General features: G+C 72.7%; 20 protein-coding genes, 1 tRNA gene and 1 pseudogene. 14 read left to right on the top strand and 8 right to left on the bottom strand.

Going from position 1 to position 21,233, the window contains the following annotated elements:
• The first annotated feature begins 94 nt into the window (after window positions 1-94).
• From DAI17_RS12180 to DAI17_RS12190, 3 genes and pseudogenes are all read left to right on the top strand, one after another.
• Entirely contained in the window at window positions 95-280 is a 186-nt protein-coding gene (locus DAI17_RS12180; RefSeq protein WP_107773237.1) for a DUF4244 domain-containing protein, read from the top strand.
• Window positions 277-633, top strand: coding sequence for a TadE family type IV pilus minor pilin (locus DAI17_RS12185; protein ID WP_107773239.1), 357 nt, complete (start codon window positions 277-279; stop codon window positions 631-633). The genes DAI17_RS12180 and DAI17_RS12185 overlap by 4 nt, the downstream gene beginning before the upstream one ends.
• Window positions 633-980 (top strand): annotated as a pseudogene (locus DAI17_RS12190) (Rv3654c family TadE-like protein); the annotation flags it as partial. The gene DAI17_RS12185 and the pseudogene DAI17_RS12190, both read left to right, overlap by 1 nt.
• Window positions 981-1,001: 21 nt before the next feature.
• On the opposite strand, the gene DAI17_RS12195 reads toward DAI17_RS12190, so the two are convergent.
• Together DAI17_RS12195 and DAI17_RS12200 are read right to left on the bottom strand one after the other, a co-directional pair.
• Window positions 1,002-1,310: a hypothetical protein gene (locus DAI17_RS12195; protein WP_107773241.1), complete on the bottom strand. Its 309-nt coding sequence runs from the start codon at window positions 1,308-1,310 to the stop codon at window positions 1,002-1,004.
• Between the two features lie 9 nt (window positions 1,311-1,319).
• Window positions 1,320-3,653 (bottom strand): DEAD/DEAH box helicase, encoded by a 2,334-nt coding sequence (locus DAI17_RS12200; RefSeq protein ID WP_107773243.1) that lies wholly within the window; start codon window positions 3,651-3,653, stop codon window positions 1,320-1,322.
• Between the two features lie 200 nt (window positions 3,654-3,853).
• Between DAI17_RS12200 and DAI17_RS12205 the strand changes: the two genes are divergently transcribed.
• From DAI17_RS12205 to topA, 5 genes are all read left to right on the top strand, one after another.
• Window positions 3,854-4,192 (top strand): STAS domain-containing protein, encoded by a 339-nt coding sequence (locus DAI17_RS12205; RefSeq protein ID WP_056888214.1) that lies wholly within the window; start codon window positions 3,854-3,856, stop codon window positions 4,190-4,192.
• Between the two features lie 187 nt (window positions 4,193-4,379).
• Window positions 4,380-6,698 (top strand): sodium-translocating pyrophosphatase, encoded by a 2,319-nt coding sequence (locus DAI17_RS12210; RefSeq protein ID WP_107773244.1) that lies wholly within the window; start codon window positions 4,380-4,382, stop codon window positions 6,696-6,698.
• A 160-nt stretch (window positions 6,699-6,858) separates the two neighbouring features.
• On the top strand, window positions 6,859-7,656 hold the full coding sequence (locus DAI17_RS12215; RefSeq protein WP_107773246.1) for a metallophosphoesterase family protein: 798 nt from the start codon (window positions 6,859-6,861) through the stop codon (window positions 7,654-7,656).
• Window positions 7,653-9,098, top strand: a complete 1,446-nt coding sequence (locus DAI17_RS12220; RefSeq protein ID WP_107773248.1) for a DUF7059 domain-containing protein — start codon at window positions 7,653-7,655, stop codon at window positions 9,096-9,098. The genes DAI17_RS12215 and DAI17_RS12220 overlap by 4 nt, the downstream gene beginning before the upstream one ends.
• A 156-nt stretch (window positions 9,099-9,254) precedes the next feature.
• The gene (gene topA, locus DAI17_RS12225) at window positions 9,255-11,966 is read left to right on the top strand and encodes a type I DNA topoisomerase (RefSeq protein WP_107773250.1); all 2,712 of its coding nucleotides are present in this window, start codon (window positions 9,255-9,257) and stop codon (window positions 11,964-11,966) included.
• A gap of 99 nt (window positions 11,967-12,065) precedes the next feature.
• On the opposite strand, the gene DAI17_RS12230 is transcribed toward topA, so the two are convergent.
• Window positions 12,066-12,797, bottom strand: coding sequence for a hypothetical protein (locus DAI17_RS12230; RefSeq protein WP_107773252.1), 732 nt, complete (start codon window positions 12,795-12,797; stop codon window positions 12,066-12,068).
• A 154-nt stretch (window positions 12,798-12,951) separates the two neighbouring features.
• On the bottom strand, window positions 12,952-13,857 hold the full coding sequence (locus tag DAI17_RS12235) for a GNAT family N-acetyltransferase (protein WP_107773254.1): 906 nt from the start codon (window positions 13,855-13,857) through the stop codon (window positions 12,952-12,954).
• Between the two features lie 105 nt (window positions 13,858-13,962).
• Between DAI17_RS12235 and tmk the strand changes: the two genes are divergently transcribed.
• The 4 genes from tmk to DAI17_RS12255 are packed head-to-tail and all read left to right on the top strand — an operon-like array spanning window position 13,963 to window position 17,915.
• A complete protein-coding gene (gene tmk, locus DAI17_RS12240; protein ID WP_107773256.1) occupies window positions 13,963-14,595 on the top strand; it encodes a dTMP kinase in 633 nt (210 codons plus the stop codon).
• Window positions 14,592-15,743 (top strand): DNA polymerase III subunit delta', encoded by a 1,152-nt coding sequence (locus tag DAI17_RS12245; protein ID WP_107773258.1) that lies wholly within the window; start codon window positions 14,592-14,594, stop codon window positions 15,741-15,743. The genes tmk and DAI17_RS12245 overlap by 4 nt, the downstream gene beginning before the upstream one ends.
• A complete protein-coding gene (locus DAI17_RS12250; protein ID WP_107773260.1) occupies window positions 15,740-17,296 on the top strand; it encodes an alpha/beta hydrolase in 1,557 nt (518 codons plus the stop codon). The genes DAI17_RS12245 and DAI17_RS12250 overlap by 4 nt, the downstream gene beginning before the upstream one ends.
• Window positions 17,297-17,312: 16 nt before the next feature.
• Window positions 17,313-17,915: a N5-glutamine methyltransferase family protein gene (locus DAI17_RS12255; RefSeq protein WP_107773262.1), complete on the top strand. Its 603-nt coding sequence runs from the start codon at window positions 17,313-17,315 to the stop codon at window positions 17,913-17,915.
• Here DAI17_RS12255 and DAI17_RS12260 read toward each other — a convergent pair whose 3' ends face one another.
• The gene (locus DAI17_RS12260) at window positions 17,916-18,131 is read right to left on the bottom strand and encodes a CDGSH iron-sulfur domain-containing protein (protein WP_234412471.1); all 216 of its coding nucleotides are present in this window, start codon (window positions 18,129-18,131) and stop codon (window positions 17,916-17,918) included.
• Entirely contained in the window at window positions 18,128-19,102 is a 975-nt protein-coding gene (locus DAI17_RS12265; protein WP_107773264.1) for an iron-containing redox enzyme family protein, read from the bottom strand. Before DAI17_RS12265 ends, DAI17_RS12260 begins: the two co-directional genes overlap by 4 nt.
• Before the next feature lie 131 nt (window positions 19,103-19,233).
• Between DAI17_RS12265 and DAI17_RS20990 the strand changes: the two genes are divergently transcribed.
• Window positions 19,234-19,404 (top strand): DUF6767 domain-containing protein, encoded by a 171-nt coding sequence (locus tag DAI17_RS20990; RefSeq protein WP_159081504.1) that lies wholly within the window; start codon window positions 19,234-19,236, stop codon window positions 19,402-19,404.
• A 72-nt stretch (window positions 19,405-19,476) separates the two neighbouring features.
• A tRNA-Thr gene (locus DAI17_RS12270) sits at window positions 19,477-19,552 on the top strand.
• Here the strand turns inward: DAI17_RS12270 and DAI17_RS12275 are convergent.
• On the bottom strand, window positions 19,518-20,837 hold the full coding sequence (locus DAI17_RS12275) for a tyrosine-type recombinase/integrase (protein ID WP_159081505.1): 1,320 nt from the start codon (window positions 20,835-20,837) through the stop codon (window positions 19,518-19,520). The genes DAI17_RS12270 and DAI17_RS12275 overlap by 35 nt on opposite strands.
• 46 nt (window positions 20,838-20,883) lie before the next feature.
• Window positions 20,884-21,126 (bottom strand): helix-turn-helix transcriptional regulator, encoded by a 243-nt coding sequence (locus DAI17_RS12280; protein ID WP_234412472.1) that lies wholly within the window; start codon window positions 21,124-21,126, stop codon window positions 20,884-20,886.
• Window positions 21,127-21,233 lie beyond the last annotated feature (107 nt).

The following is a 21,233-nucleotide window of genomic DNA, read 5'->3' on the forward strand; positions in this document are numbered from 1 at the left end:
CTCCGGGCCACCGGCGTGCGGGCGTCGGCCGGGAGTCCCAGAGTTCCCCGAAGACGGTCCGCAACGATCCGGACCGCGACCGAGAGGACACGACATGCACGAGACCGTTCGCCCCACCCCACGCGACGAGCGCGGCATCACCACGGCGGAGTACGCCGTGGGCACTGCCGCGGGTGCCGGATTCGCCGGGCTGCTCTACCAGCTGCTCAGCGGCGGCTTCGGCGACAAGCTGCTCAAGACGCTCTTCGACCACGTCATGGGCCTGCTGGGCATCGGATGAGGCGGCGGTCCGAGCGGGGAGCGGTCACCGCCGAGCTCGCCCTCGGGCTGCCCGTGCTCCTGGCCGTCACCGTCGGGCTCGTCTGGCTGCTCGCGGCCGGCGCCGCCCAGGTGCGGGTCGTCGATGCCGCGCGCGAGGCGGCGCGGGTCGCGGCCCGCGGCGACGGGACCGCGGCGGCGGTGGCGGTCGGCCGGCGGATCGCCCCCGCGGGCGGTGAGGTCTCGGTGCAGGTCTCGGGTGCGGAGGTGAGGGCCGAGGTGCGAGCCCGGGTCGACGGGCCGGGCGGGCTGTTCGCCTTCCTGCCCGGCGTCACCGTCCGGTCGAGCGCGGTCGCCGTGCCCGAGGACGGCTGATGGGCGCGCGGCCCGACGGCGGCGTGCGCGGCGGGGAGCGGGGAGCGGCGACGGTGCTCGTGGTGGGTGCCGCCGGACTGCTGCTCTTCGTCGGACTGGCGCTCGCCGGGGTGGCCGCCCTGGTCGTCGTCCAGCGCCACGCCCAGGCGGCGGCCGACCTGGCCGCCCTGGCGGGCGCCGTGGCCGCCGCGGAGGGCGGGGACGCGTGCTCCGCGGCGGACGGCAACGCACGGGCCAACGGCGCGACCCTGGTCGACTGCACCGACGCCGAGGGGGACGTCCGGGTCAGGGTTGAGGTGCCCGGACCCGAGCTCCCGGGTGGTGCTCCGCGCGTGCGCGCCGAGGCCCGGGCGGGGCCGGGCGTCGCCTCACGTGCGCTCGTCGCGCGTCGGCGGGGGAGTGTCGTCCTCGCGTCGGTCGCCGTCGACCCGGTCGAGCTTCTCGCTCAGCCGGCTCAGCTCCTTGCGTTCCCGGCGGTGCGCGAGGCCACGCTTGGTCCCCCACTTGAGGATCGAGTAGCCCCAGAGCACGGCGGCACCGGCGGCCACGCCCACGAGGAAGACCGAGAGCGTGCTCATGTCGATGCCCAGCAGCTCGCCGCGACCCTCGCTGACGAAGATCGCCGACAGGATCGCGATCACGCCGAGGATGATCAGCAGCAGTCCGAGAATCACCATGGCGGCAGGTTACCCACCGTGGGCATGGGTGAGCAGCAGGTCAAGCAGCGCCACGGCGCCGGCCTTGTCGAGGGGGTTGTTCTGGTTGCCGCACTTGGGGGACTGGATGCACGAGGGACAGCCGGCCTCGCACTCGCAGTCGGCGATCGCCGCGCGGGTGGCGGTGAGCCACTCGCGGGCGGCGTGGAAACCGCGCTCCGCGAAGCCCGCGCCCCCCGGGTGGCCGTCGTGGACGAAGACGGTGAGGCGTCCGGTGTCGGCGTGCAACGCGGTCGAGACCCCGCCGATGTCCCAGCGGTCGCAGGTGGCGAAGAGCGGCAGCAGCCCGATCGAGCAGTGCTCGGCGGCGTGCGCAGCACCGGGCAGGTCGGCCGAGGCCAGGCCCGACTCGGCCAGCAGGTCGGCCGGGACCGTCCACCACACGGCCGTGGTCCGCAGCGATCGCTCCGGCAGGTCCAGGGGCTCCTCGCCGAGCACCTCCCCGCCCGGCTGGCGTCGCTTGAGGAAGGACACCACCTGGTGCGAGACGTCGACCTCGCCGAGCGAGAGACGGCAGGCGCCCCAGTCACGGTGCTCCCGCTCGGCGAGCACCGTGATGTCGGTGACCTCGCGGGCCGAGGTGGAGTAGGCGGGCTCGGCGGGATGCATGGCCGCGACGTGCTCCTCGAGGTCCAGCGACTCCACCAGCCAGGTCTCGCCGCGATGGACGTAGACGGCCCCGGGATGGGCGGTGCCGTGGGCGCTGGCGCCGTCGACGGTGCCGATGACCCGCCCGGTGGACGACTCGATGAGCTGCACCTGCGCGCCGCCCGTCGATCGGATGTCCGCGAGGTCGCTGGCTCGCCTCCGGTCCGTCCAGAACCATCCCCGCGGGCGCCGACGCAGCAGACCACCGCCGGTGAGGCCGTCCACGACGTCGCGGGCGGTCGGCCCGAAGAGCGGCAGGTCGTGCTCGGTCAGCGGGGCCTCCTGTGCTGCGGCGCACAGGTGAGGGCCGAGCACGTAGGGGTTGGTCGGGTCGAAGACCGTCGCCTCCACGGGCCGGCCGATCAGGGCCTCGGGGTGCCCGACCAGGTAGGTGTCCAGCGGGTCGTCCCGGGCCACGAGGATCCCCAGGGCGTCCTGCGCCCCGCGTCCCGCGCGTCCGACCTGCTGCCAGAGGGCGGCGCGGGTGCCGGGGAAGCCCGCGACCAGCACCGCGTCGAGCCCGCTGATGTCGATCCCCAGCTCGAGCGCGTTGGTGGCGGCCAGCCCGGTCAGCTCCCCACGCCGCAGGGATGCCTCCAGTGCCCGCCGCTCCTCGGGCAGGTAGCCACCCCGGTAGGCAGCGACGCGCGAGGGCAGCGCGGGGTCGACCTCGGCCAGCAGCTCCGCCGCCGTGAGCGCGACCTGCTCGGCCCCGCGCCGCGACCGGATGAAGGCCAGTGTCCGCACGTCCTCGGCGACCAGGTCGGCCAGCAGGTCGGCCACCTCGGACGACGCCGCCCGGCGCACCGGGGCACCGTTCTCCCCGGCATGGCTGACGAACGGCGGTTCCCACAGCAGCAGCGAGACCTGGCCGCGCGGCGAGTGGTCGGCCGTGACGGCCTCGACGGGGAGCCCGGTGAGCCGGCCGGCCGCCACCTCGGGGTCGGAGACCGTGGCCGAGGCCAGCACGAAGGTGGGGGACGTGCCGTACATGGCGCAGATCCGCCGCAGGCGGCGCAGCACGTGCGCCACGTGGGCGCCGAAGACCCCGCGGTAGTGGTGGCACTCGTCGACCACCACGTACTGCAACGAGGCGAAGAACGACGCCCAACGGGCGTGGCCGGGCAGCAGCGACCGGTGCAACATGTCGGGGTTGGTGAGGACGTACTCCCCGAAGTCGCGGGTCCACTCCCGCTGCTCGCGGGGGCTGTCGCCGTCGTGGGTCGCGGCGCGCACGTCGAGGCCGAGTCCATTGATCGTCGCCAGCTGGTCGTGGGCGAGCGCCTTGGTCGGCGCGAGGTAGAGGACGCCCGCACCGCGCTGGCCGCGAGGACCGCGCGACGTACGGATCGCGGAGAGTGCCGGGAGCTGGTAGGCGAGGGACTTGCCCGAGGCCGTCCCGGTGGCCAGCACGACGTGCCGCCCGGCGTGCGCCGTGTCGGCTGCCGCTGCCTGGTGCTGCCAGGGCTGGACGATCCCCGCTGCCACGAAGGCATCACGCACGTCCGCCGGTGCCCAGTCCGGCCAGTCGGCGAGACGCGCCTCGCGGCGGGGGAGGACCTCGAGGTGGCGCAGCCGGTCCTCGCGCCCCGGGACACCGGTCAGGCGGTCGACGAGGGCGGCGACCGAGCGGTGTGCAGGAGTCGCTGTGGCCACCCCTCCAGTCTCGCAAACCCCACCGACATCCCGGTCGGTGCCGGGCACGGAGAGACGTCTCGGGTGAGGGTGCCGACGGGGGCATGGAGATGCGGGCTCACGGGTACGCCTGCGCGGTTCGCCCCCACGTGGTTTGATACTGCCGACAGCATTCGGGGCGACGGGCTCCGAGTGACTCTTCTCTGGGACCTGGAGCAGTCGTGGATCTGACCCTTGCGACCCGCGAGGTGGACGGCCGTGCCGTCGTCGCGGTGGGCGGCGAGATCGATGTCTACACGGCCCCCAAGCTGCGGGACCAGATCACCGAGCTGGTCGGCGCCGGCTCCTACAACATCGTCATCGACCTCGAGGCGGTCGAGTTCCTCGACTCGACGGGGCTCGGCGTGCTGGTCGGCGGGCTCAAGAAGGTCCGCGCCCACGACGGCTCCCTCGAGCTGATCTGCAGCCAGGAGCGGCTGCTCAAGATCTTCCGCATCACCGGGCTGGCGAAGGTGTTCGTGATCCACGACTCCGCCGACCCGTCCGTCGCCACGGGCTGACGGACACCCTCGCCCGGACAGCGTCAGGGCGTCGTACCCGGCACGCCATGTCGTGCCGGGCTGCAGCCGTGTCCGCGACCGCTCCACACCGACGTGTGTCCCGCGTCACGTGTCGCGCGTGATCTGTGACACATCTGCGTAGACTCCCGCGCGTTCGCACACTTGGACCACTGCCAGGAGGACGCACATGACGGGGATCAACCCGGTCGTCGTGACGCCGGAGCTCGCTGACGGCAATCTCGTGCTGGTCGTCGTCGTCGCCGTGATCGCGCTCGCCGCGCTCGCGATGGCCGCGATGTTCCGCCAGCAGGTGATGGCTGCCGCCGAGGGCACCGACAACATGAGGACCATCGCCAGGGCCGTGCAGGAAGGCGCCAACGCCTACCTCGCCCGCCAGTTCCGCACGCTCGCCATCTTCGCGGCCATCGCCTTCTTCGCGTTGCTGGTCCTGCCGGCCGACGACACGGTCGTGCGGATCTTCCGGTCGGTGTTCTTCCTCGTGGGCGCAGGCTTCTCCGCCGCTGTCGGCTACCTCGGCATGAACCTCGCCGTGCGCGCCAACCTCCGGGTCGCGGCGGCGGCCGAGACCACGGGTCGCGAGCCCGCCATGACCATCGGCCTGCGGACCGGTGCCATGGTCGGCATGCTGACCGTGGGCCTGGGCCTCCTCGGCGCGAGCCTGGTCGTGCTCTTCTTCCAGGACGAGGCCCCCGTGGTCCTCGAGGGCTTCGGCTTCGGCGCCGCCCTGCTCGCGATGTTCATGCGAGTCGGCGGCGGCATCTTCACCAAAGCCGCCGACGTCGGGGCAGACCTGGTCGGCAAGGTCGAGCAGAACATCCCCGAGGACGACCCGCGCAACGCCGCGACGATCGCCGACAACGTGGGCGACAACGTGGGCGACTGCGCCGGCATGGCCGCCGACCTGTTCGAGTCGTACGCCGTCACGCTTGTCGCTGCGCTGATCCTCGGCTCGCAGGCGTTCGGCGACAAGGGCCTGGTCTTCCCGCTGCTCATCCCGGCCATCGGTGCCCTCACCGCGGTGGCGGGCGTCTACCTGACCAGGCCCCGGGCCACCGAGAACGGCCTGACGACCATCAACCGGTCGTTCTACCTCTCCTCGGGGATCGCGGCCGTCGCCAGCGTCGTGCTGTCCTACGTCTACCTGCCCAGCAGCTTCGCGGACTTCACCAACATCTCCGAGACCCTGGCCTCCAGCGACGGCGACCCGCGGTTCATCGCGTCGGCCGCCGTCGTCATCGGCATCGTGATGTCGGCGGGCATCCTGGCGCTCACCGGCTACTACACCGGCACCGAGCACCGCCCGGTCAAGGACGTGGGCAAGACGTCGCTGACCGGCCCGGCCACGGTGATCCTGTCCGGCCTCTCGGTCGGCTTCGAGTCGGCCGTCTACACGACCCTGGTCATCGGCTCGGCGGTCTTCGCCGCCTACCTGCTCGGTGGCGCGGCGCTGACCGTCTCGCTGTTCGCGGTGGCGCTGGCGGGCTGCGGCCTGCTGACCACCGTCGGCGTGATCGTGGCCATGGACACCTTCGGTCCCGTCTCCGACAACGCGCAGGGCATCGCCGAGATGTCCGGCGACGTCAGCGAGGAGGGCGCCCAGATCCTCACCGAGCTCGACGCCGTCGGCAACACCACCAAGGCCATCACCAAGGGCATCGCCATCGCCACCGCGGTGCTGGCGGCCACGGCGCTCTTCGGCTCCTACGCCACGTCGGTGTTCGAGGCGCTGGTCGATGCCCAGCCCGCGCAGGACGAGTTCCTCCAGTTCGACGTGTTCAACCCGGCCGTCCTGGTCGGCGTCCTGCTCGGCGCCTCGGTCGTCTTCCTCTTCTCGGGCCTGGCGATCAACGCCGTCGCCCGGGCAGCGGGTGCTGTGGTCTTCGAGGTCCGGCGCCAGTTCCGCGAGATCCCCGGGATCATGGAGGGCACCGGCCGCCCGGAGTACGGCCGCGTGGTCGACATCGTCACCAAGGACTCGCTGCGCGAGCTCGTGACCCCCGGCATCCTGGCCGTGCTGGCCCCGATCGCGGTCGGCTTCGGCCTCGGCGTGACGGCTCTCGCCGGCTTCCTGGCCGGCGCGATCGGCACCGGCACCCTGATGGCCGTCTTCCTCGCCAACGCGGGCGGCGCCTGGGACAACTCCAAGAAGCTCGTCGAGGACGGCCACCACGGCGGCAAGGGCTCGCCGGCGCACGAGGCGACCATCATCGGCGACACGGTGGGCGACCCCTTCAAGGACACCGCCGGCCCGGCCATCAACCCGCTGATCAAGGTGATGAACCTCGTCTCGCTCCTCATCGCGAGCGCGGTCGTCTCCATGAGCGTCGGCCAGGACCAGAACGACGTCCTGCGGATCGTCATCGCGCTCGTCGCGGTGGCCATCATCGCCGGGGCGATCTTCATGTCGAAGCGGCGGGAGATCGCCATCAGCGACGACGGCGACAACACCGGCAGCTCCTCGATGGCGCCGCACGCGCACACCTGAGCCAGCACCGCCCACCGGCCCGTCGCGCACCCGCGCCGCGGGCCGGTGGCGCGTGGCGGCCGAGCAGCCGGCGGCGTACGACGGGTGCTCCTCCCGCCGACGTGGCGGCCGCCGCCAGTTGCCGCAGGGCGCCGCGGACCCGGCTGCGAGGATGGCGCGCATGGAGCGCATCGCGTTGATCTCGGACGTGCACGGCAACCTCACCGCCCTCGAGGCGGTGCTGGCCGACGTCGAGAGACGCGGGATCGAGCGGGTCTTCAACCTCGGCGACTACGTCGGCAAGGGGCCGCGCGGCCGCGAGGTGATCGACCTCTGCCGGGAGCGCTGCGAGGTCAACCTGCTGGGCAACTGGGACGACTTCCTGCCCGATCCTGACCGCGAGTTCGACAACGAGGCGCTGCGCTTCTGGCTCGACCAGCTCGGCCCTGGCCAAGGCGAGTGGCTGCGCGCGCTGCCCTTCAACCACGACTTCTGGCTCAGCGGCCGGCGGGTGCGCCTCTTCCACGCCAGCGAGGAGACGGTGCACCGGCGGGTGCGCTACGTCCGCAGCCAGAAGGAGTTCGAGGGCCTCTTCGCCAACACCGCGGCCACCGGTGACGGGCCGCCGCCCGACCTCGTCGGCTACGCCGACACCCACGACCCGCTCTACGAGTGCCAGCTCGAGGGCCGCACGACGTTCAACACCGGCAGCGTCGGCAACTGCATGGGCGACCCGACCCCGATGTACTGCATCCTCGAGGGCGAGCTCGGCAGCGAGGACCCGGCGCCCTGGTCGGTGTCCTTCGCGCGCGTCCCCTACGACGTCGAGGCCGAGCTCGCCGTGGCCCGTGAGATGGGCGTCCCGCACTACGACGGCTACGAGGTCGAGCTGCGCCACGGGATCTACCGCGGCGAGCTCGAGGAGTGGCGCTCCGGCGAACCCATGACCGGCTACCACGAGAGGCAGGCAACGGCATGAGCACCGACTACGCCGGCCCGCTGCGCGACGCCCTCGTCGCCGCGGACTTCACCTACGACGGGGTCGCCGGCCTGATGGGTGAGGCGCCCCACCGCGCGCTGAGCCGCAACGAGACCACGCCGGGACTGCGTCGTACGACGGACGGCAGCCCGCTCGCGACCCTCACCCGGCTCTTCCTGCTCCAGGCCCCGGTGACCCACGAGGCCGCCGAGGCGGCGCTGCCCGGGCTGGTCGACCGGCTGTGCAACGCCGGGATCCTGGAGCAGAGCGTGGGGGAGGTGGCCGCCCGCCTCGACTGCCGCCCCTACCGCACCGACGACCAGGACCTGTGGATCGTCTCCGACCTCACGCCGGGGCTGGACGGCGCGCCCAACCGCGTCGGCAGCGACCACGTCCTCGGCATCTCCAGCGCCTCCACCAGCCTGGCCCAGCTCACCATCCGCGAGCCCGTGGGGCGGGCCCTCGACCTCGGCACCGGCTGCGGGGTCCAGGCGCTGCACCTCGCCGCCCACGCCGCCGAGGTGGTCGCCACCGACGTCAACACGCGCGCGCTGTGGATGACCCGCCTCAACGCGGCCCTCAACGAGGTGGACGTGGACGTGCGCGAGGGCTCGTTCTTCGAGCCGGTGCGCGGGGAGCGCTTCGACCTCGTCGCGACCAACCCGCCGTTCGTGATCTCGCCGGCCACCGGCGAGCGGCTCGTCTACCGCGACTCCGGCCTGCCCGGCGACCGCGTGGTCGAGGACATCGTCCGCCAGGCGCCGGACCTGCTGGCCGACGGCGGCTGGTGCCAGGTCCTCGGCAACTGGGTCATCGAGCGCGGCCGGGCCTGGGACGAGCGGCTCGCGTCCTGGCTGGACGCCGGCTGCGACGCGCTGGTCGTGCAGCGCGAGGTCGTCGACCCCAGCGAGTACGTCGAGCTGTGGCTCAAGGACGCCGGCCTGCACGGCAGCGACGACTACGTCCGCCGCTACGACACGTGGCTCTCGTGGTTCGACGAGCATGGCATCGAGGGCGTGGGCTTCGGCTGGATCGACCTGCACCGCACCGGCGGCGGCCGGCACGAGCTCCTCGACTGGCCCTACGACGTCGAGCAGCCCATCGGCCCGGCGATCGCCGAGTGGGGGGCGGCCGTCGGCACCGAGGTGTCTGTCGACGACCACCTCGTGGCTCGCCCGGACCTCCTCCAGGAGACCCAGGGCCGTCCCGGCGCCGAGGACCCCTCGACGATCGTGCTCCGCCAGCAGCGGGGCCTGCGCCGGGCCCGCCAGGTCGACACCCTCGAGGCGGCCTTCGTCGGTGCCTGCGACGGGGACCTGTCGGTGGACCAGATCGTCGGCGCACTGGCGCAGATCCTCGGGCGGGACGCTGGCGACGTACGCCGTGAGCTGCTGCCGCTCGCCGGCGAGCTGGTCGCGGAGGGGTTCCTCACCCGGGGGTGACCCGGGTCCGCCGGGCGTCGTACGAGGTCCCGGGCGACGTCCCGGGCGACGTCCCGAATGACGTCGCGGGTGCCCACCGGCGGCCGTCGCGGCTGGTGTTGTCGTGGGGGAGCGCTACGGTTGCGGCGCATCACCGGACCAGGAAGCAGGAATCACGTGGCACACAAGCTCGTCATCGTCGAGTCGCCCAAGAAGGCGCAGATGATCGGCGGCTACCTCGGCAGCGGGTATGTCGTCGAGTCGTCCATCGGTCACATCCGGGACCTGCCCAACAACGCGGCGGACACCCCGGCCAAGATCAAGGACAAGCCCTGGGGCCGGCTCGCCGTGGACGTCGACCACGGCTTCGAGCCCTACTACGTCGTGCCGCGCGACAAGAAGAGCCACATCACCAAGCTCAAGAAGCTCCTCAAGGACGCCGACGAGCTCTACCTCGCCACCGATGAGGACCGCGAGGGGGAGGCCATCGCCTGGCACCTGCTCGACGAGCTGGACCCGAAGGGCATCCCGGTCAAGCGGATGGTCTTCCACGAGATCACCAAGCCCGCGATCCTGGCCGCGGCCGAGAGCCCCCGCGAGCTCGACATGCACCTCGTCGAGGCGCAGGAGACCCGCCGGATCCTCGACCGCCTCTACGGCTACGAGGTCAGCCCGGTGCTGTGGAAGAAGGTCATGTCCGGCCTCTCCGCGGGCCGCGTGCAGTCGGTCGCGACCCGGCTGGTGGTCGACCGCGAGCGGGAGCGGATGCGCTTCCGCATCGCGTCCTACTGGGACCTCGAGGGCACCTTCGACGCCGGCAGCAAGCACGAGCAGCGGATGTTCCCCGCCAAGCTCCACTCCGTCGACGGCGCCCGCGTCGCCCGCGGCTCCGACTTCGGCCCCGACGGACAGCTGAAGAAGTCCGACGTCGCCCACCTCGACCGCACCCGGGCCGAGGCGCTCGCCGCGGCGCTGGAGGACACGACGTACGAGGTGCGCTCGGTCGAGTCCAAGCCCTACCGGCGCTCGCCCTACGCCCCGTTCCGCACCACCACCCTCCAGCAGGAGGCGGGCCGCAAGCTCGGCATGAGCTCCAGCGTGACGATGTCGGTGGCGCAGCGGCTCTACGAGGGCGGCTACATCACCTACATGCGTACCGACTCCACGACGCTCTCCGACGCCGCGGTCGGCGCGGCGCGCGACCAGGTCCGCGAGCTGTACGGCGCGGAGTACCTTCCCGACAGCCCCCGCACCTACGCCTCCAAGGTCAAGAACGCCCAGGAGGCGCACGAGGCGATCCGGCCAGCCGGCGACACCTTCCGCACCCCCGCGCAGACCGGCCTGACCGGCGAGCAGTTCCGGCTCTACGAGCTGATCTGGATGCGCACGGTCGCCTCCCAGATGAAGGACGCCACCGGCCACACGGTCTCGATCCGCCTCGGCGGCACCGCGGCCACCGGCGAGGACGTCGTCTTCGGGGCCAGCGGTCGGGTGATCACCTTCCACGGCTTCCTCAAGGCCTACGTCGAGGGCACCGACGACGCCGCCTCGGCGCGCGACGACCAGGAGACCCGCCTGCCCGACCTGACCGAGGGCGAGCCGATCTCTGCGGCCTCGGTCACCGCGGCCGGCCACGAGACCAAGCCGCCGGCGCGCTACACCGAGCCGACCCTGATCAAGGAGCTCGAGGAGCGCGAGATCGGCCGCCCGTCGACGTACGCCTCGATCATGGGCACCATCGTCAACCGCGGCTACGTCTACAAGAAGGGCTCGGCGCTGGTGCCGGCCTGGCTGGCCTTCTCGGTCGTGCGACTGCTGGAGGAGCACTTCCCGCGGCAGATCTCCTACGAGTTCACCGCGACGATGGAGGACGTCCTCGACGACATCGCCGGCGGTCGGCGCGACCGTCGCACCGAGCTCGCCGAGTTCTACTACGGCTCCGGCGACGTCGAGGGGCTCAAGACGCTGGTCAACGAGCTCGGTGACATCGACGCCAAGGAGCTCGCGACCTTCCCGATCGGCGAGGACTCCGGCATCGTGCTGCGCGTCGGCCGCTACGGCCCGTACGTCGAGGGGCCGGGCGAGGACGGCGACGCGGCGGGCGTGCGCGCCAACGTCCCCGAGGACCTGCCGCCCGACGAGCTGACCGTCGCCAAGGCCAAGGAGCTGCTCGCCAACCCGGCCGGCGAAGAGCAGGTGCTCGGCACCCACCCCGAGACCGGGCTGACGATCGTGGCCAAGAACGGCCGCTTCGGCCCCTACGTCACCGAGCAGCTGCCCGAGGACGCGCCCAAGTCGGCCAAGCCGCGCACCGGGTCGCTCTTCAAGTCGATGACGCTCGACACCGTGTCGCTGGAGGAGGCCGTCAAGCTGCTCTCCCTGCCGCGCGTGGTCGGCGTGGACGACAACGGCGACGAGATCACCGCGCAGAACGGCCGCTACGGCCCCTACCTCAAGCGCGGCACCGACTCCCGGTCGCTGACCAGCGAGGACCAGATCTTCGACATCACCCTCGACCAGGCGCTCGCGATCTACGCCCAGCCCAAGCAGCGTGGCCGGGGTGCGGCGACCGCGCCGCTCAAGGAGCTCGGCAACGACCCGGTCTCCGGGCAGCCGGTGGTCGTCAAGGCCGGCCGCTTCGGCGAGTACGTCACCGACGGTGAGTACAACGCCACCCTGCGCAAGGACGACACGGTCGACTCGCTGACCCTCGAGCGGGCCGCCGAGCTGCTGCAGGAGCGCCGCGACAAGGGCCCGGCCAAGAAGACGGCCAAGAAGGGCGCGAAGAAGGCGCCGGCCAAGAAGACCACCGCAGCGAAGAAGACGACGGCCAAGAAGGCGACGACCAAGAAGGCGACGACCAAGAAGGCCGCGGCCAAGAAGTCCTGAGGCCCAGTCGCAGACACGCGGACACAACCCGCCCGGTCCCTGCCGGTCCACGCTCGGCGTGACCGGCCGCCGGGAGTTGTGTCCGCGTGTCTCCGCGGGTCAGGTCGCGGCGGAACCGCCCCCGAGGAGCAGGGCGAGGAGGAACGCCCAGCCCCCGGTGAGCCACACCCGAGTCGGGTCGCGGGGGCGGAGGAGGCCGGTGGGCCCGCCGGCCAGCAGGTAGGCCGCGATGCCGTAGGGCGGCACGAGCAGGATCAGCCACCCCCATGCCCACGGCGTCGCCCTCCACGGACGGGGTCCGCCGTTGAGCACCAGCGTGGCACCCAGCAGCACGACGTAGACCAGGCCCACCCATCCCGGCGCCTGCCACCCGCCCATCTCGAAGGACGACGAGCGGAAGCCACCCCGGGTGAACCGGACGTCGGGGTCGAGGGCGGACAGGTGGGCCTCGACACTGCCCACGACCACCGCCCTGTCGGCGTCGCCCTCCCGTCGGGCCCGGGCGGCCTGCCGGTCGTCGCTCGCCTCGGTCACGTGGGCGGTGTCGACGGTCCACCCCTCGCGCCACCGGACCTCTACGCCGGCCCAGCCCTGCCACCCCTCCGAGTCTCCGAAGCCGCCGACCACCTCGACCTCGGTGACCTCGCCGGCGGCGACCAGGTGCTCGAGCCGGTCGAAGTCCGAGACCCGGTGGCCGGTGAGGAGCGCGGCGACGAGCAGGGCGGTCCAGGCCCCGGCGAGCACCCAGCCGGCGATCCGGTCGCGGCGGCCCCAGTCGTCGATCTGCGCGCCCCGCGGTGTCGACGCCGCGCCCGCCGCCGTGTCGGTCATGCCGCCCCCTCGTGCTCCCGTGGACGCAGCGTAGGGCCTGTCGGGCCCGTCGACACGCGGACACAAGTCGCCCGGTCCGTCCTGCTCCAGCCGTGCGACGGGACGGCGAGGTCGGTTGTGTCCGCGTGTCTCCGTGGTCGGTAGCGGCGGATCGTCAGAGGGGGACGGCGCGGTTGACCCAGGTCGACGCGACCTGCATCCCGACCTTCTCGTAGAGCCCGCGGGCACCGGCCCGGGTGTCGGTGGACAGGTAGCAGCGGACGGCGCCGTGCTCCCGGGCCCGGGCGAAGGCATCGACGAGCATGGGCGGGGCCAGGCCGAGGCCGCGGTGGTCGGGGCGCACGACGATCCGGGCGACGTAGGCGCCGTCACCGGACAGGAAGACGTGGGTGGCACCGACGAGCTCGCCGCCGGACGAGACCAGCAGGCGCAGGTTCCACGGCTCGAAGCCGGGGCGATCCCAGACCCGGGCGCCGAAGTCGGCCAGGCTCATCCGCTCGCGCTCCGACCACTCCAGGAAGCAGTCCTCGACCAGGGTCCAGGCCGCCTCCCGGTCTGACTCCTCCGCGTCGCGGACCGTGAACCCGTCGGGCAGCGGCCGGGCGCTGATCTCCCGCTCCGGCGGCAGCTCGAGGTCCCACGCCGTCCAGCGCACCTCGTAGCCGAGGTCGCGCATCAGCCGGTCCGCCGCGCTGCCCTCGGGCACCTGCGTGCCGATCCGGGGGGACCCGGCGGTTCGCGCCTTGGCCTGCAGCCAGTGCGCGATCGCCGTACCGATGCCACGACCCTGGTACGACGGCAGCACGGCCGTGTAGGCGACGTCGGTGTCGCTGTGGTCGCCGTACGCGACGAGCAGGTCGCCGTCGAAGACGCCGACGGTGCTCGCGGCGACGTCGTAGCTGGGGCGCTGCCAGTCGGCCAGGACGTCCTCGACGGTCATCTCGGGCTCGCCGAGGTCGACGACCTCCTCGGCGGCGATCACGGCCTGCACCGCCTCGGCGTCGGAGAGGGACAGGGGCCGGGTGGTGAGGCCCTCGGGCAGGCCGTCGACGGTGGTCATGGGGAGAGTCTGCGCCGGCCGCCTTGCGGTCGTCTTGCGGCGCGCTTGCCGTCGGGAGGCTCCTCGACCACCGCCGCTGTCCCAGCCCGCCCGTAGGGTGTCCGCGTGAGCGAGAGGGTCTATGCCGACACCGGCGTCTTCGTCTGCTTCGAGGGCGGCGAGGGCGCGGGCAAGTCGACCCAGTCCAAGCTGCTCGCCGGGTGGCTCGAGGAGCGGGGGCGCACGGTGCTGCTGACCTTCGAGCCCGGCGACACCGAGGTCGGCAAGGCGCTGCGGCAGATCGTGCTCAGCCCCGAGACCGGGGAGCTCTCGCACCGCACCGAGGCGCTGCTGTACGCCGCCGACAAGGCCGAGCACGTCGACACCGTCGTGCTGCCGGCGCTGGCCCGGGGCGAGGTCGTCATCACCGACCGCTACGTCGACTCGTCGCTCGCCTACCAGGGGGCGGGACGCGACCTGCTGCTCGCCGACGTGGAGCGGGTCAACCGCTGGGCGACCGGCGACCTGCGGCCGCACCTGACCGTCGTGCTCGACCTCGCGCCGGAGGCCGGGCTGGGCCGCCTGACCGGGCGCGACCGGATCGAGGGCGAGTCCGTGGAGTTCCACCAGCGGGTGCGGCAGGGGTTCCTCGACCTCGCGGCCGCCGACCCCGAGCACTACCTCGTTCTCGACGCGCGGGCACCCGTGGAGGAGATCGCCGCCGCCATCCGCGCGCGCGTGGAGGTGCTGCTGCCGTGAGCGTGTGGGACGACCTGGTGGGCCAGCGGCCCGTCATCGAGGCGTTGCGCCGGGCCGCGGGCGGCGACGGCATGACGCACGCGTGGCTCTTCACCGGCCCGCCCGGGTCGGGACGCTCCAACGCCGCGATCGCCTTCGCGGCGGCGCTGCAGTGCGAGACCGGCACGGGCTGCGGCACCTGCAAGTCGTGCCGCACCGTGATCGCCGGCAGCCACGGCGACGTCAAGGTGGTGCGCACCGAGAAGCTCTCGATCGGCGTCGACGAGGTGCGCGACCTGGTCCGCAGCAGCGCGCTCGCGCCGTCCGGCGACGCCTGGCAGATCATGGTCGTCGAGGACTCCGACCGGCTCACCGACCAGGCCTGCAACGCGCTCCTCAAGGCGATCGAGGAGCCGACGGCGCGCACCGTGTGGCTGCTCTGCGCGCCGACCACCGAGGACGTGCTGCCGACCATCCGCTCGCGCTGCCGGCTGGTGTCGCTGACGACCCCGACCGCCGCGGACGTCGCGGCCTTCCTGGTGCGGTCTCTCGGCGTGACCGAGGAGCTGGCCGCGCACGCCGCCCGGGCCAGCCAGGGGCACATCGGCCGGGCGCGCGCCCTGGCCCGTGACGAGGAGACCCGCCGCCGCCGCCGCGAGGTCGTCTCGTTGCCCGCCCGGCTGACCACGCTGGGTGCCTGCATGACGGCCGCCACCAACGTGGTCGAGGTCAGCAAGGTCGAGGCCGAGGTCCAGACCGCCGACCTCGACGCGCGCGAGAAGGCCGACCTCGACACGGCGTACGGCGTGGAGGCGCGCGGTCGCCGACCGCGCGAGTACGCCCCGGCGCTCAACGCCCTGGAGAAGGGGCAGAAGACCCGCGCCAAACGGCGGGTCCTCGACGTGGTCGACCGGGCGCTGATGGACCTGGTGTCGGTCTACCGCGACGCCATCGCGGTGTCGGTGGGCGCGCCCGGCGACCTGGTCAACGAGGAGATCCGCGCCGACGTCGCCCAGCTGGCGCGGGTGGCGACGCCCGAGGAGCTGCTGCGGATGATTGACGCGATCTTCACTGCGCGGGAGCAGATGCTGGAGTTCAACGTGCAGCCGCAGCTGGCGCTGGAGTCGATGATGGTGGCCCTGCGGCTGCCGACGGGGGCGGGTCGATGAAGAAGGTCGTGGCGCTGGTCGTGGTGGTGGCGATGGTGTTCCTCGCCGTCGGCGCGGGCGCGGTCGTCATCTGGAACTCCGTGGCGGGCGACTCCTCCGGCTCGAGCCGAGCGCCCGGGGAGCGGGTCGAGCGCGCCGAGGCGCCGGACGCGCGCGAGGCGCCGGACGCCGCCCTCCAGTCCTTCTACGACCAGGAGCTCGACTGGGAGGCGTGCGAGGGCGACCGCGAGTGCGCGACCCTCGAGGTCCCCGTCGACTACGCCGACCCCGGCGGCGACACCATCGACCTCGCCCTCCTGCGGGTGCCGGCGACCGGTGACCTGCAGGGCTCGCTGGTGGTCAACCCGGGAGGTCCCGGTGCGCCCGGCACCGACTACGCCGCCGCGGCCGGGCAGGTCTTCCGCGCACCGCTGCTGCGGGCCTTCGACGTCGTCGGCTTCGACCCCCGCGGCACAGGCGACTCCAGTCCGGTCGACTGCCTCGCCGACGACGAGCTCGACGCCTACCTCGCCGGCGACCCCGACCCCGACGACGCGGCCGAGGAGCAGCAGTACGCCGCCGACGTCCGCGCGTTCGGGCGGGGCTGTGCCGCCGCGGGCGAGGTGGCCGCGCACGTGACCACCGCCGAGGCGGCCCGCGACATGGACGTGCTGCGGGCGGCGCTGGGGGAGTCGACGCTGACCTACCTGGGGGCGTCGTACGGCACCAAGCTCGGCGCGACCTACGCCGAGCTGTTCCCCGACCGGGTGGGGCGCCTCGTGCTCGACGGCGCCGTCGACGTCTCGCTCGACAACCGCCGGCTCGGGCTCGAGCAGGCCGAGGGCTTCGAGACCGCGCTGCGGGCCTACGTCCAGAACTGCGTCGACACCACCGAGTCCTGCTTCCTCGGCGACAGCGTCGAGGAGGGCCTCGCCACCATCGAGGGCCTGCTGGCCGACATCGAGGAGTCGCCGCTGCCCACCAGCGGGGACCGCGACCTGGCGATCGGCAATGCCTTCTACGGCATCGTGGCGCCGCTCTACAACCGCGACTACTGGTTCATCCTCAGCGCGGCCCTCGGCAGCGCGCTCGACGGGGAGGGGCAGGCGCTCCTGGAGCTCGCCGACCTCTACTCCTCGCGGGGCAAGGGCGGCTACAGCAACAACTCGACCGAGGCCAACGTGGCCATCAACTGCCTCGACGACCCGTCGTCGGTCCCGTTCGACGAGGTGCGCGAGGCCTACCCGGCCTACGAGGAGGCATCGCCGACCTTCGGCCGGATCTTCGCCTGGTCGCTCACCACCTGCCAGGGCTTCACGCTGCGCTCGAGCCAGGAGCCGCTCGACATCCGCGGCGAGGGCGCCGCGCCGATCCTGGTGACCGGCACGACCCGCGACCCCGCCACCCCGCTGAAGTGGGCCGAGGCACTGGCCGACCAGCTCGACTCGGGCGTCCTGCTGCGCCGCGACGGCGACGGCCACACGGCGTACAACTCGGGCAACGAGTGCGTCGACACCGCCATCGAGGCCTACCTCCTCGAGGTTGAGGTGCCGGCCGACCCGACCGACTGCTGAGGCGATACTGGCCGGCATGTCCTCCTCGATGACCTTCGGCTCCCTGACGATCGGGTACGACGAGCGCGTGCTCGAGCCGCGTCCCTGGGTGCTCGTGCAGTCGGAGTGGGCCCGCGAGCTGCTCGCCGACGCCCCGCCCGGCCCGGTGCTCGAGCTCTGCACGGGCGCGGGGCACATCGGGCTGATGGCGCTGGTCGGCAACGACCGGCGCCTCGTCGCCGTGGATGCCAGCCCCGACGCCTGCCGCTGGGCACTCGACAACGCGGAGGCAAACGGCCTGGCCGACCGGGTCGAGGTCCGCCAGGGTCGCCTGCAGGACGCCTTGCGCCGCGACGAGCGCTTCGCCCTCGTCGTCGCCGACCCGCCGTGGGTGCCGCGGGCCGAGATCGGGCGGTTCCCGGAGGACCCGGTGCTGGCCATCGACGGAGGCGACGACGGCCTCGACGTGGCGCGCGCCTGCCTGGACACGGCCGCTGCCGCCCTCGAGCCGGACGGGTCGCTGCTGCTGCAGCTCGGCAACGACGCCCAGGCCGAGGCGCTGGCCGACGCGCGGTTCACCGAGGTGGAGCGGCGGCACGGCGAGCGCGGCCTGGTCGTGCGTCTGCGTCGCGCGGGCTGATCAGCGCTCCCGCGCCTCCGTGACGAGCTTGTGGGTGCCGTCGCACCATGGCGCCCTGGACGTCCGGCCGCAGCGGCAGACCGCGCTGACGGGCCGGGTGGTCCGATGCTGGGTGCCGTCGGCGTCCTCGACGACCACGTCGCCGCGCACCAGCATGGGGCCGTCGGGACACATGACGATGTCGGCCCGGGTCTCGGGCTGCTGCGGGCCGGTCACGCCACGCCCCACCGCTTGAGCATCGCCGTCGCCGTGCGCGCCTCGAGGTCGAGGCAGGTCCACGCGCCAAGGAGCACGTCCTCGGCCAGGTCCGGCTCACGCTCGACCAGGGCGCCACAGATGTCGCGCAGCGCCACCTGCTCGTGCACCGCGTCGGCCTCGACGTGCTCGTCGTAGTAGGCACGGACCTCGACCGGGAGGCCGAGCCGCTCGAAGCCCTGCACCAACTGCCGCGACGGCAGCGAGCTCGTGGACTCGAACGCCGCGAAGTGACCGAGCGCGGCCCCGCGCAACCGCCGGTGCAGGCCGAACATCGAGGTCGCGTTGTTCTGCTCGAGCACCTCGGTGATCGCGTCGTCGACGTAGGCGTTGGGCTCGCTGCTCAGGCCGCACGCCTCCATCCCGCGGGCGAAGAGGTCGTGGTGCAGGCGGGCCGGGTCGCCGGCGCCGTACTCGTCGTACTGGATCTCGACGAGCGCGGCCTTGGCGCGGCCACCCTCGAGGCGAGGGATGACCCAGCTCGTGGGGTCCGCCTCCTTGAGGTGGTAGATCGAGCGCTGCCGGAGCAGGTCGTGCGCCTGCTCGACCGAGCCGTGACGCTGGAGGTGACGGGCGAGGGAGGGCGCGTCGTCGTCGGCGATGATCCGCAGGAGGTCGGCCACGACGTCGCCGGTGCGGTCGGTCGCCGGCATGCGCTTGCGCAGCCGCTGCTCGAGCTCGCCCTCGAGGCGCCAGCGTAGGGCGAGCAGGTCGGGGTGCCACTCCCAGCGCTCGTCGACGCCGGTGAAGCCGCGGTAGGCCAGCTCGTGCAGGGTCCACAGGGACAGCGCGTCGTCGGCGACGCGCACCGGGTCGGCGGGGTCGTCTCCCGCCGGCTCGGGCCAGGCGGTGAGCTGCTCGACGAAGTTGCCGTCGAGCACGGAGACGAGCACCTCGCTGACCGGCCCGCGAGGGGTGGGGAGGGAAGCCATGACTGAATTGTGCCGAGGGCGCGGTGACGGTGGCACCCCCCTGAGGTGGGGCACGACCGTGGTGGAGGACACGTGCGCGCGGGGACCTTCGGCCCTGCGGGCCGCGACGCGCGCCTCCTAGCGTTGCCGGCGTGAACGTCCCCCAGTGCCCGGTCCGCCCGGGCGACGCCTGCTCGCTGTGCGTGCCGGGTGCCACCGGTCCGCAGGACTGCCACTTGGTCGCGATGGTGATGTCCGACCCCGACCTCCGCGCTCGGCTCGCGGAGCTGCGCCGGGAGTGGCGCGAGGGTACGGCGGCCTGATTTCGACCCGCGCTGGGGCGGGCGGTATCCTGCTCCAGTTGCCCGGCCGGTCTGACCTCAGCCGGGCAGCGCGCCGCCTTAGCTCAGTCGGTAGAGCGAATCACTCGTAATGATTAGGTCGTCGGTTCGATTCCGACAGGCGGCTCCACGAAAAAGGCCTCTGACCTGCGGGAACGCAGTGTCGGAGGCTTCGTCGTCTCCACCCCGATTTGCCTCGATTCCGTGGATACTCCGGTGAAACCCCCGGAACTGCCGTGCAGAGGCGGGTCGTCTTCGGGACCAGAAGCACCCTCGGTGACGAAGAAGCGATCCAGCAGGGACCTCAGATCGGGTGCGACGCGGCGCGCGGCGACGTAGCGCTGGTAGGTGACGCTCGGGTCCGAGTGACCCAGCTGTTCGCGGGTGGCGTCCAGCCCGGCCTCGTGGGCCACGAGGGTGCCCACGGTGCGGCGCAGGGTGTGCGGTGTCGTGCCATGCAGGTCGCTGATGCCGGAGACTGCCTGCCGGAGCCGGGTGCGGATGTTGTTGGGCCACAGCCAGGTCCCGGTGCGAGAGGCGAAGACGGGGTCATCCGGACGGCGCCACATGGTCAGCCTGCGGCGGGCCGCCAGCCCTTCGACGACGGCTGCCGGGAGGATCAGGGTCCGGTCCTGGCCGGTCTTGGTCCCGTCCTGACGGGTCAGGGTTGCCACGTGTCCCCGCCGCGGTTCGAGGAGCGTGCCCGACACATGGACGGTGGGAGGGTCGCCAGACAGGTCGAGGTCCTGCCAGCGCAGCGCTAGCGCCTCTCCGATGCGCATGCCGGTGCCGAGCAGAACGTCGACCAGGTCGGCCAGGTCGTGGTTGGGTCCCCGGTGGCCGGGTGCCCGCCGGTGGTCCGGGTCGACGACGCGGCGCAGTCGGCGAGCCTCATCGACATCCAGGGCCTGGACCTCGCGAGGCGCTCGGGCGGGCTTCTCGACCAGCAGCATCGGGGACGCCTGGATGGCACCGTGCCGGGCCGCCAGACCGAGCATCTGGTTGAGCACCGACCTTGCCTGCACCGTCGACCGGCCGCCGGCTTCGATGTCGGCAAAGGCTGCCTCCAGGACGCCGACGCTCAGCTCACCGACGCGGAAGCCACCGAGCGCCGGCACGACGACCGTTCGCAGGACCGCGTCATACGCACCCATGGTCGATGGCCGCAACCTGCCGGCCTGACCGGCCCGTCCATGAGTCTGCCGATGGGCGAGCCAGAAGGACGCGAGCGTCTCCACCGTCATGTCGGCAGTCACACCCGCGGTGACGGGGTCCCGCCGCACCTCGAGCCGGCGTACGAGCGCACGACGTGCCGCGCCCTTGGAGTCTGCGGTGGCCGAGACCTCCCGGACGCGGCCGTCCCGGTCACGGACCCGGGCCCTGGCCTGCCAGCGACCGTCCCGGGACTGCTGCACCCACACCTCCCCGTGCTCCCCGGGCGCGAGTCGCGGTCGAGCCATCTCAGGAAGCCATCCAGCGTCGAGCCGCGGTGGCCTGCTCGTCCACCCAGGTCTGGATGTCGCAGAGGCGGTAGCGGACGTAGCGGCCGATGCGCAGCGGCAGCGGGCCGTGTCGGTCGCTGCGCCACTGCGCCAGTGTCTTCTCCGGCACGCCGAGATACTCCGCCACTTCGGCGGGTGTCAGCAGTCGGTCAGGCATGGGCGGCGCGTTGTCTTCCGTGGTCGGGATGTTGGTCGTCGTCATGAACTCTCTCCCTTCGGGTCTGTCGTGAGGTCGCATCCCGCCGGCGCACCGTTCGGAGGGCACAAGTTGGCGGAAGAGGGATGCATGTCGTGACAGGCGACCCCCGC

The organism is Nocardioides sediminis (genome assembly GCF_003047295.1).
GTDB classification, from domain to species: Bacteria; Actinomycetota; Actinomycetes; order Propionibacteriales; family Nocardioidaceae; genus Nocardioides; species Nocardioides sediminis.

Coding starts and splice junctions, on each gene's coding strand:
- DAI17_RS12210 (WP_107773244.1), top strand. CDS start 4,380: ATGACGGGGATCAACCCGGTCGTCGTGACGCCGGAGCTCGCTGACGGC.
- DAI17_RS12235 (WP_107773254.1), bottom strand. CDS start 13,857: ATGACCACCGTCGACGGCCTGCCCGAGGGCCTCACCACCCGGCCCCTG.
- DAI17_RS12250 (WP_107773260.1), top strand. CDS start 15,740: ATGAAGAAGGTCGTGGCGCTGGTCGTGGTGGTGGCGATGGTGTTCCTC.
- DAI17_RS12280 (WP_234412472.1), bottom strand. CDS start 21,126: ATGACGACGACCAACATCCCGACCACGGAAGACAACGCGCCGCCCATG.
- DAI17_RS12265 (WP_107773264.1), bottom strand. CDS start 19,102: ATGGCTTCCCTCCCCACCCCTCGCGGGCCGGTCAGCGAGGTGCTCGTC.
- DAI17_RS12195 (WP_107773241.1), bottom strand. CDS start 1,310: ATGGTGATTCTCGGACTGCTGCTGATCATCCTCGGCGTGATCGCGATC.
- DAI17_RS12255 (WP_107773262.1), top strand. CDS start 17,313: ATGTCCTCCTCGATGACCTTCGGCTCCCTGACGATCGGGTACGACGAG.
- DAI17_RS12230 (WP_107773252.1), bottom strand. CDS start 12,797: ATGACCGACACGGCGGCGGGCGCGGCGTCGACACCGCGGGGCGCGCAG.
- DAI17_RS12220 (WP_107773248.1), top strand. CDS start 7,653: ATGAGCACCGACTACGCCGGCCCGCTGCGCGACGCCCTCGTCGCCGCG.
- DAI17_RS12180 (WP_107773237.1), top strand. CDS start 95: ATGCACGAGACCGTTCGCCCCACCCCACGCGACGAGCGCGGCATCACC.
- DAI17_RS12185 (WP_107773239.1), top strand. CDS start 277: ATGAGGCGGCGGTCCGAGCGGGGAGCGGTCACCGCCGAGCTCGCCCTC.
- DAI17_RS12215 (WP_107773246.1), top strand. CDS start 6,859: ATGGAGCGCATCGCGTTGATCTCGGACGTGCACGGCAACCTCACCGCC.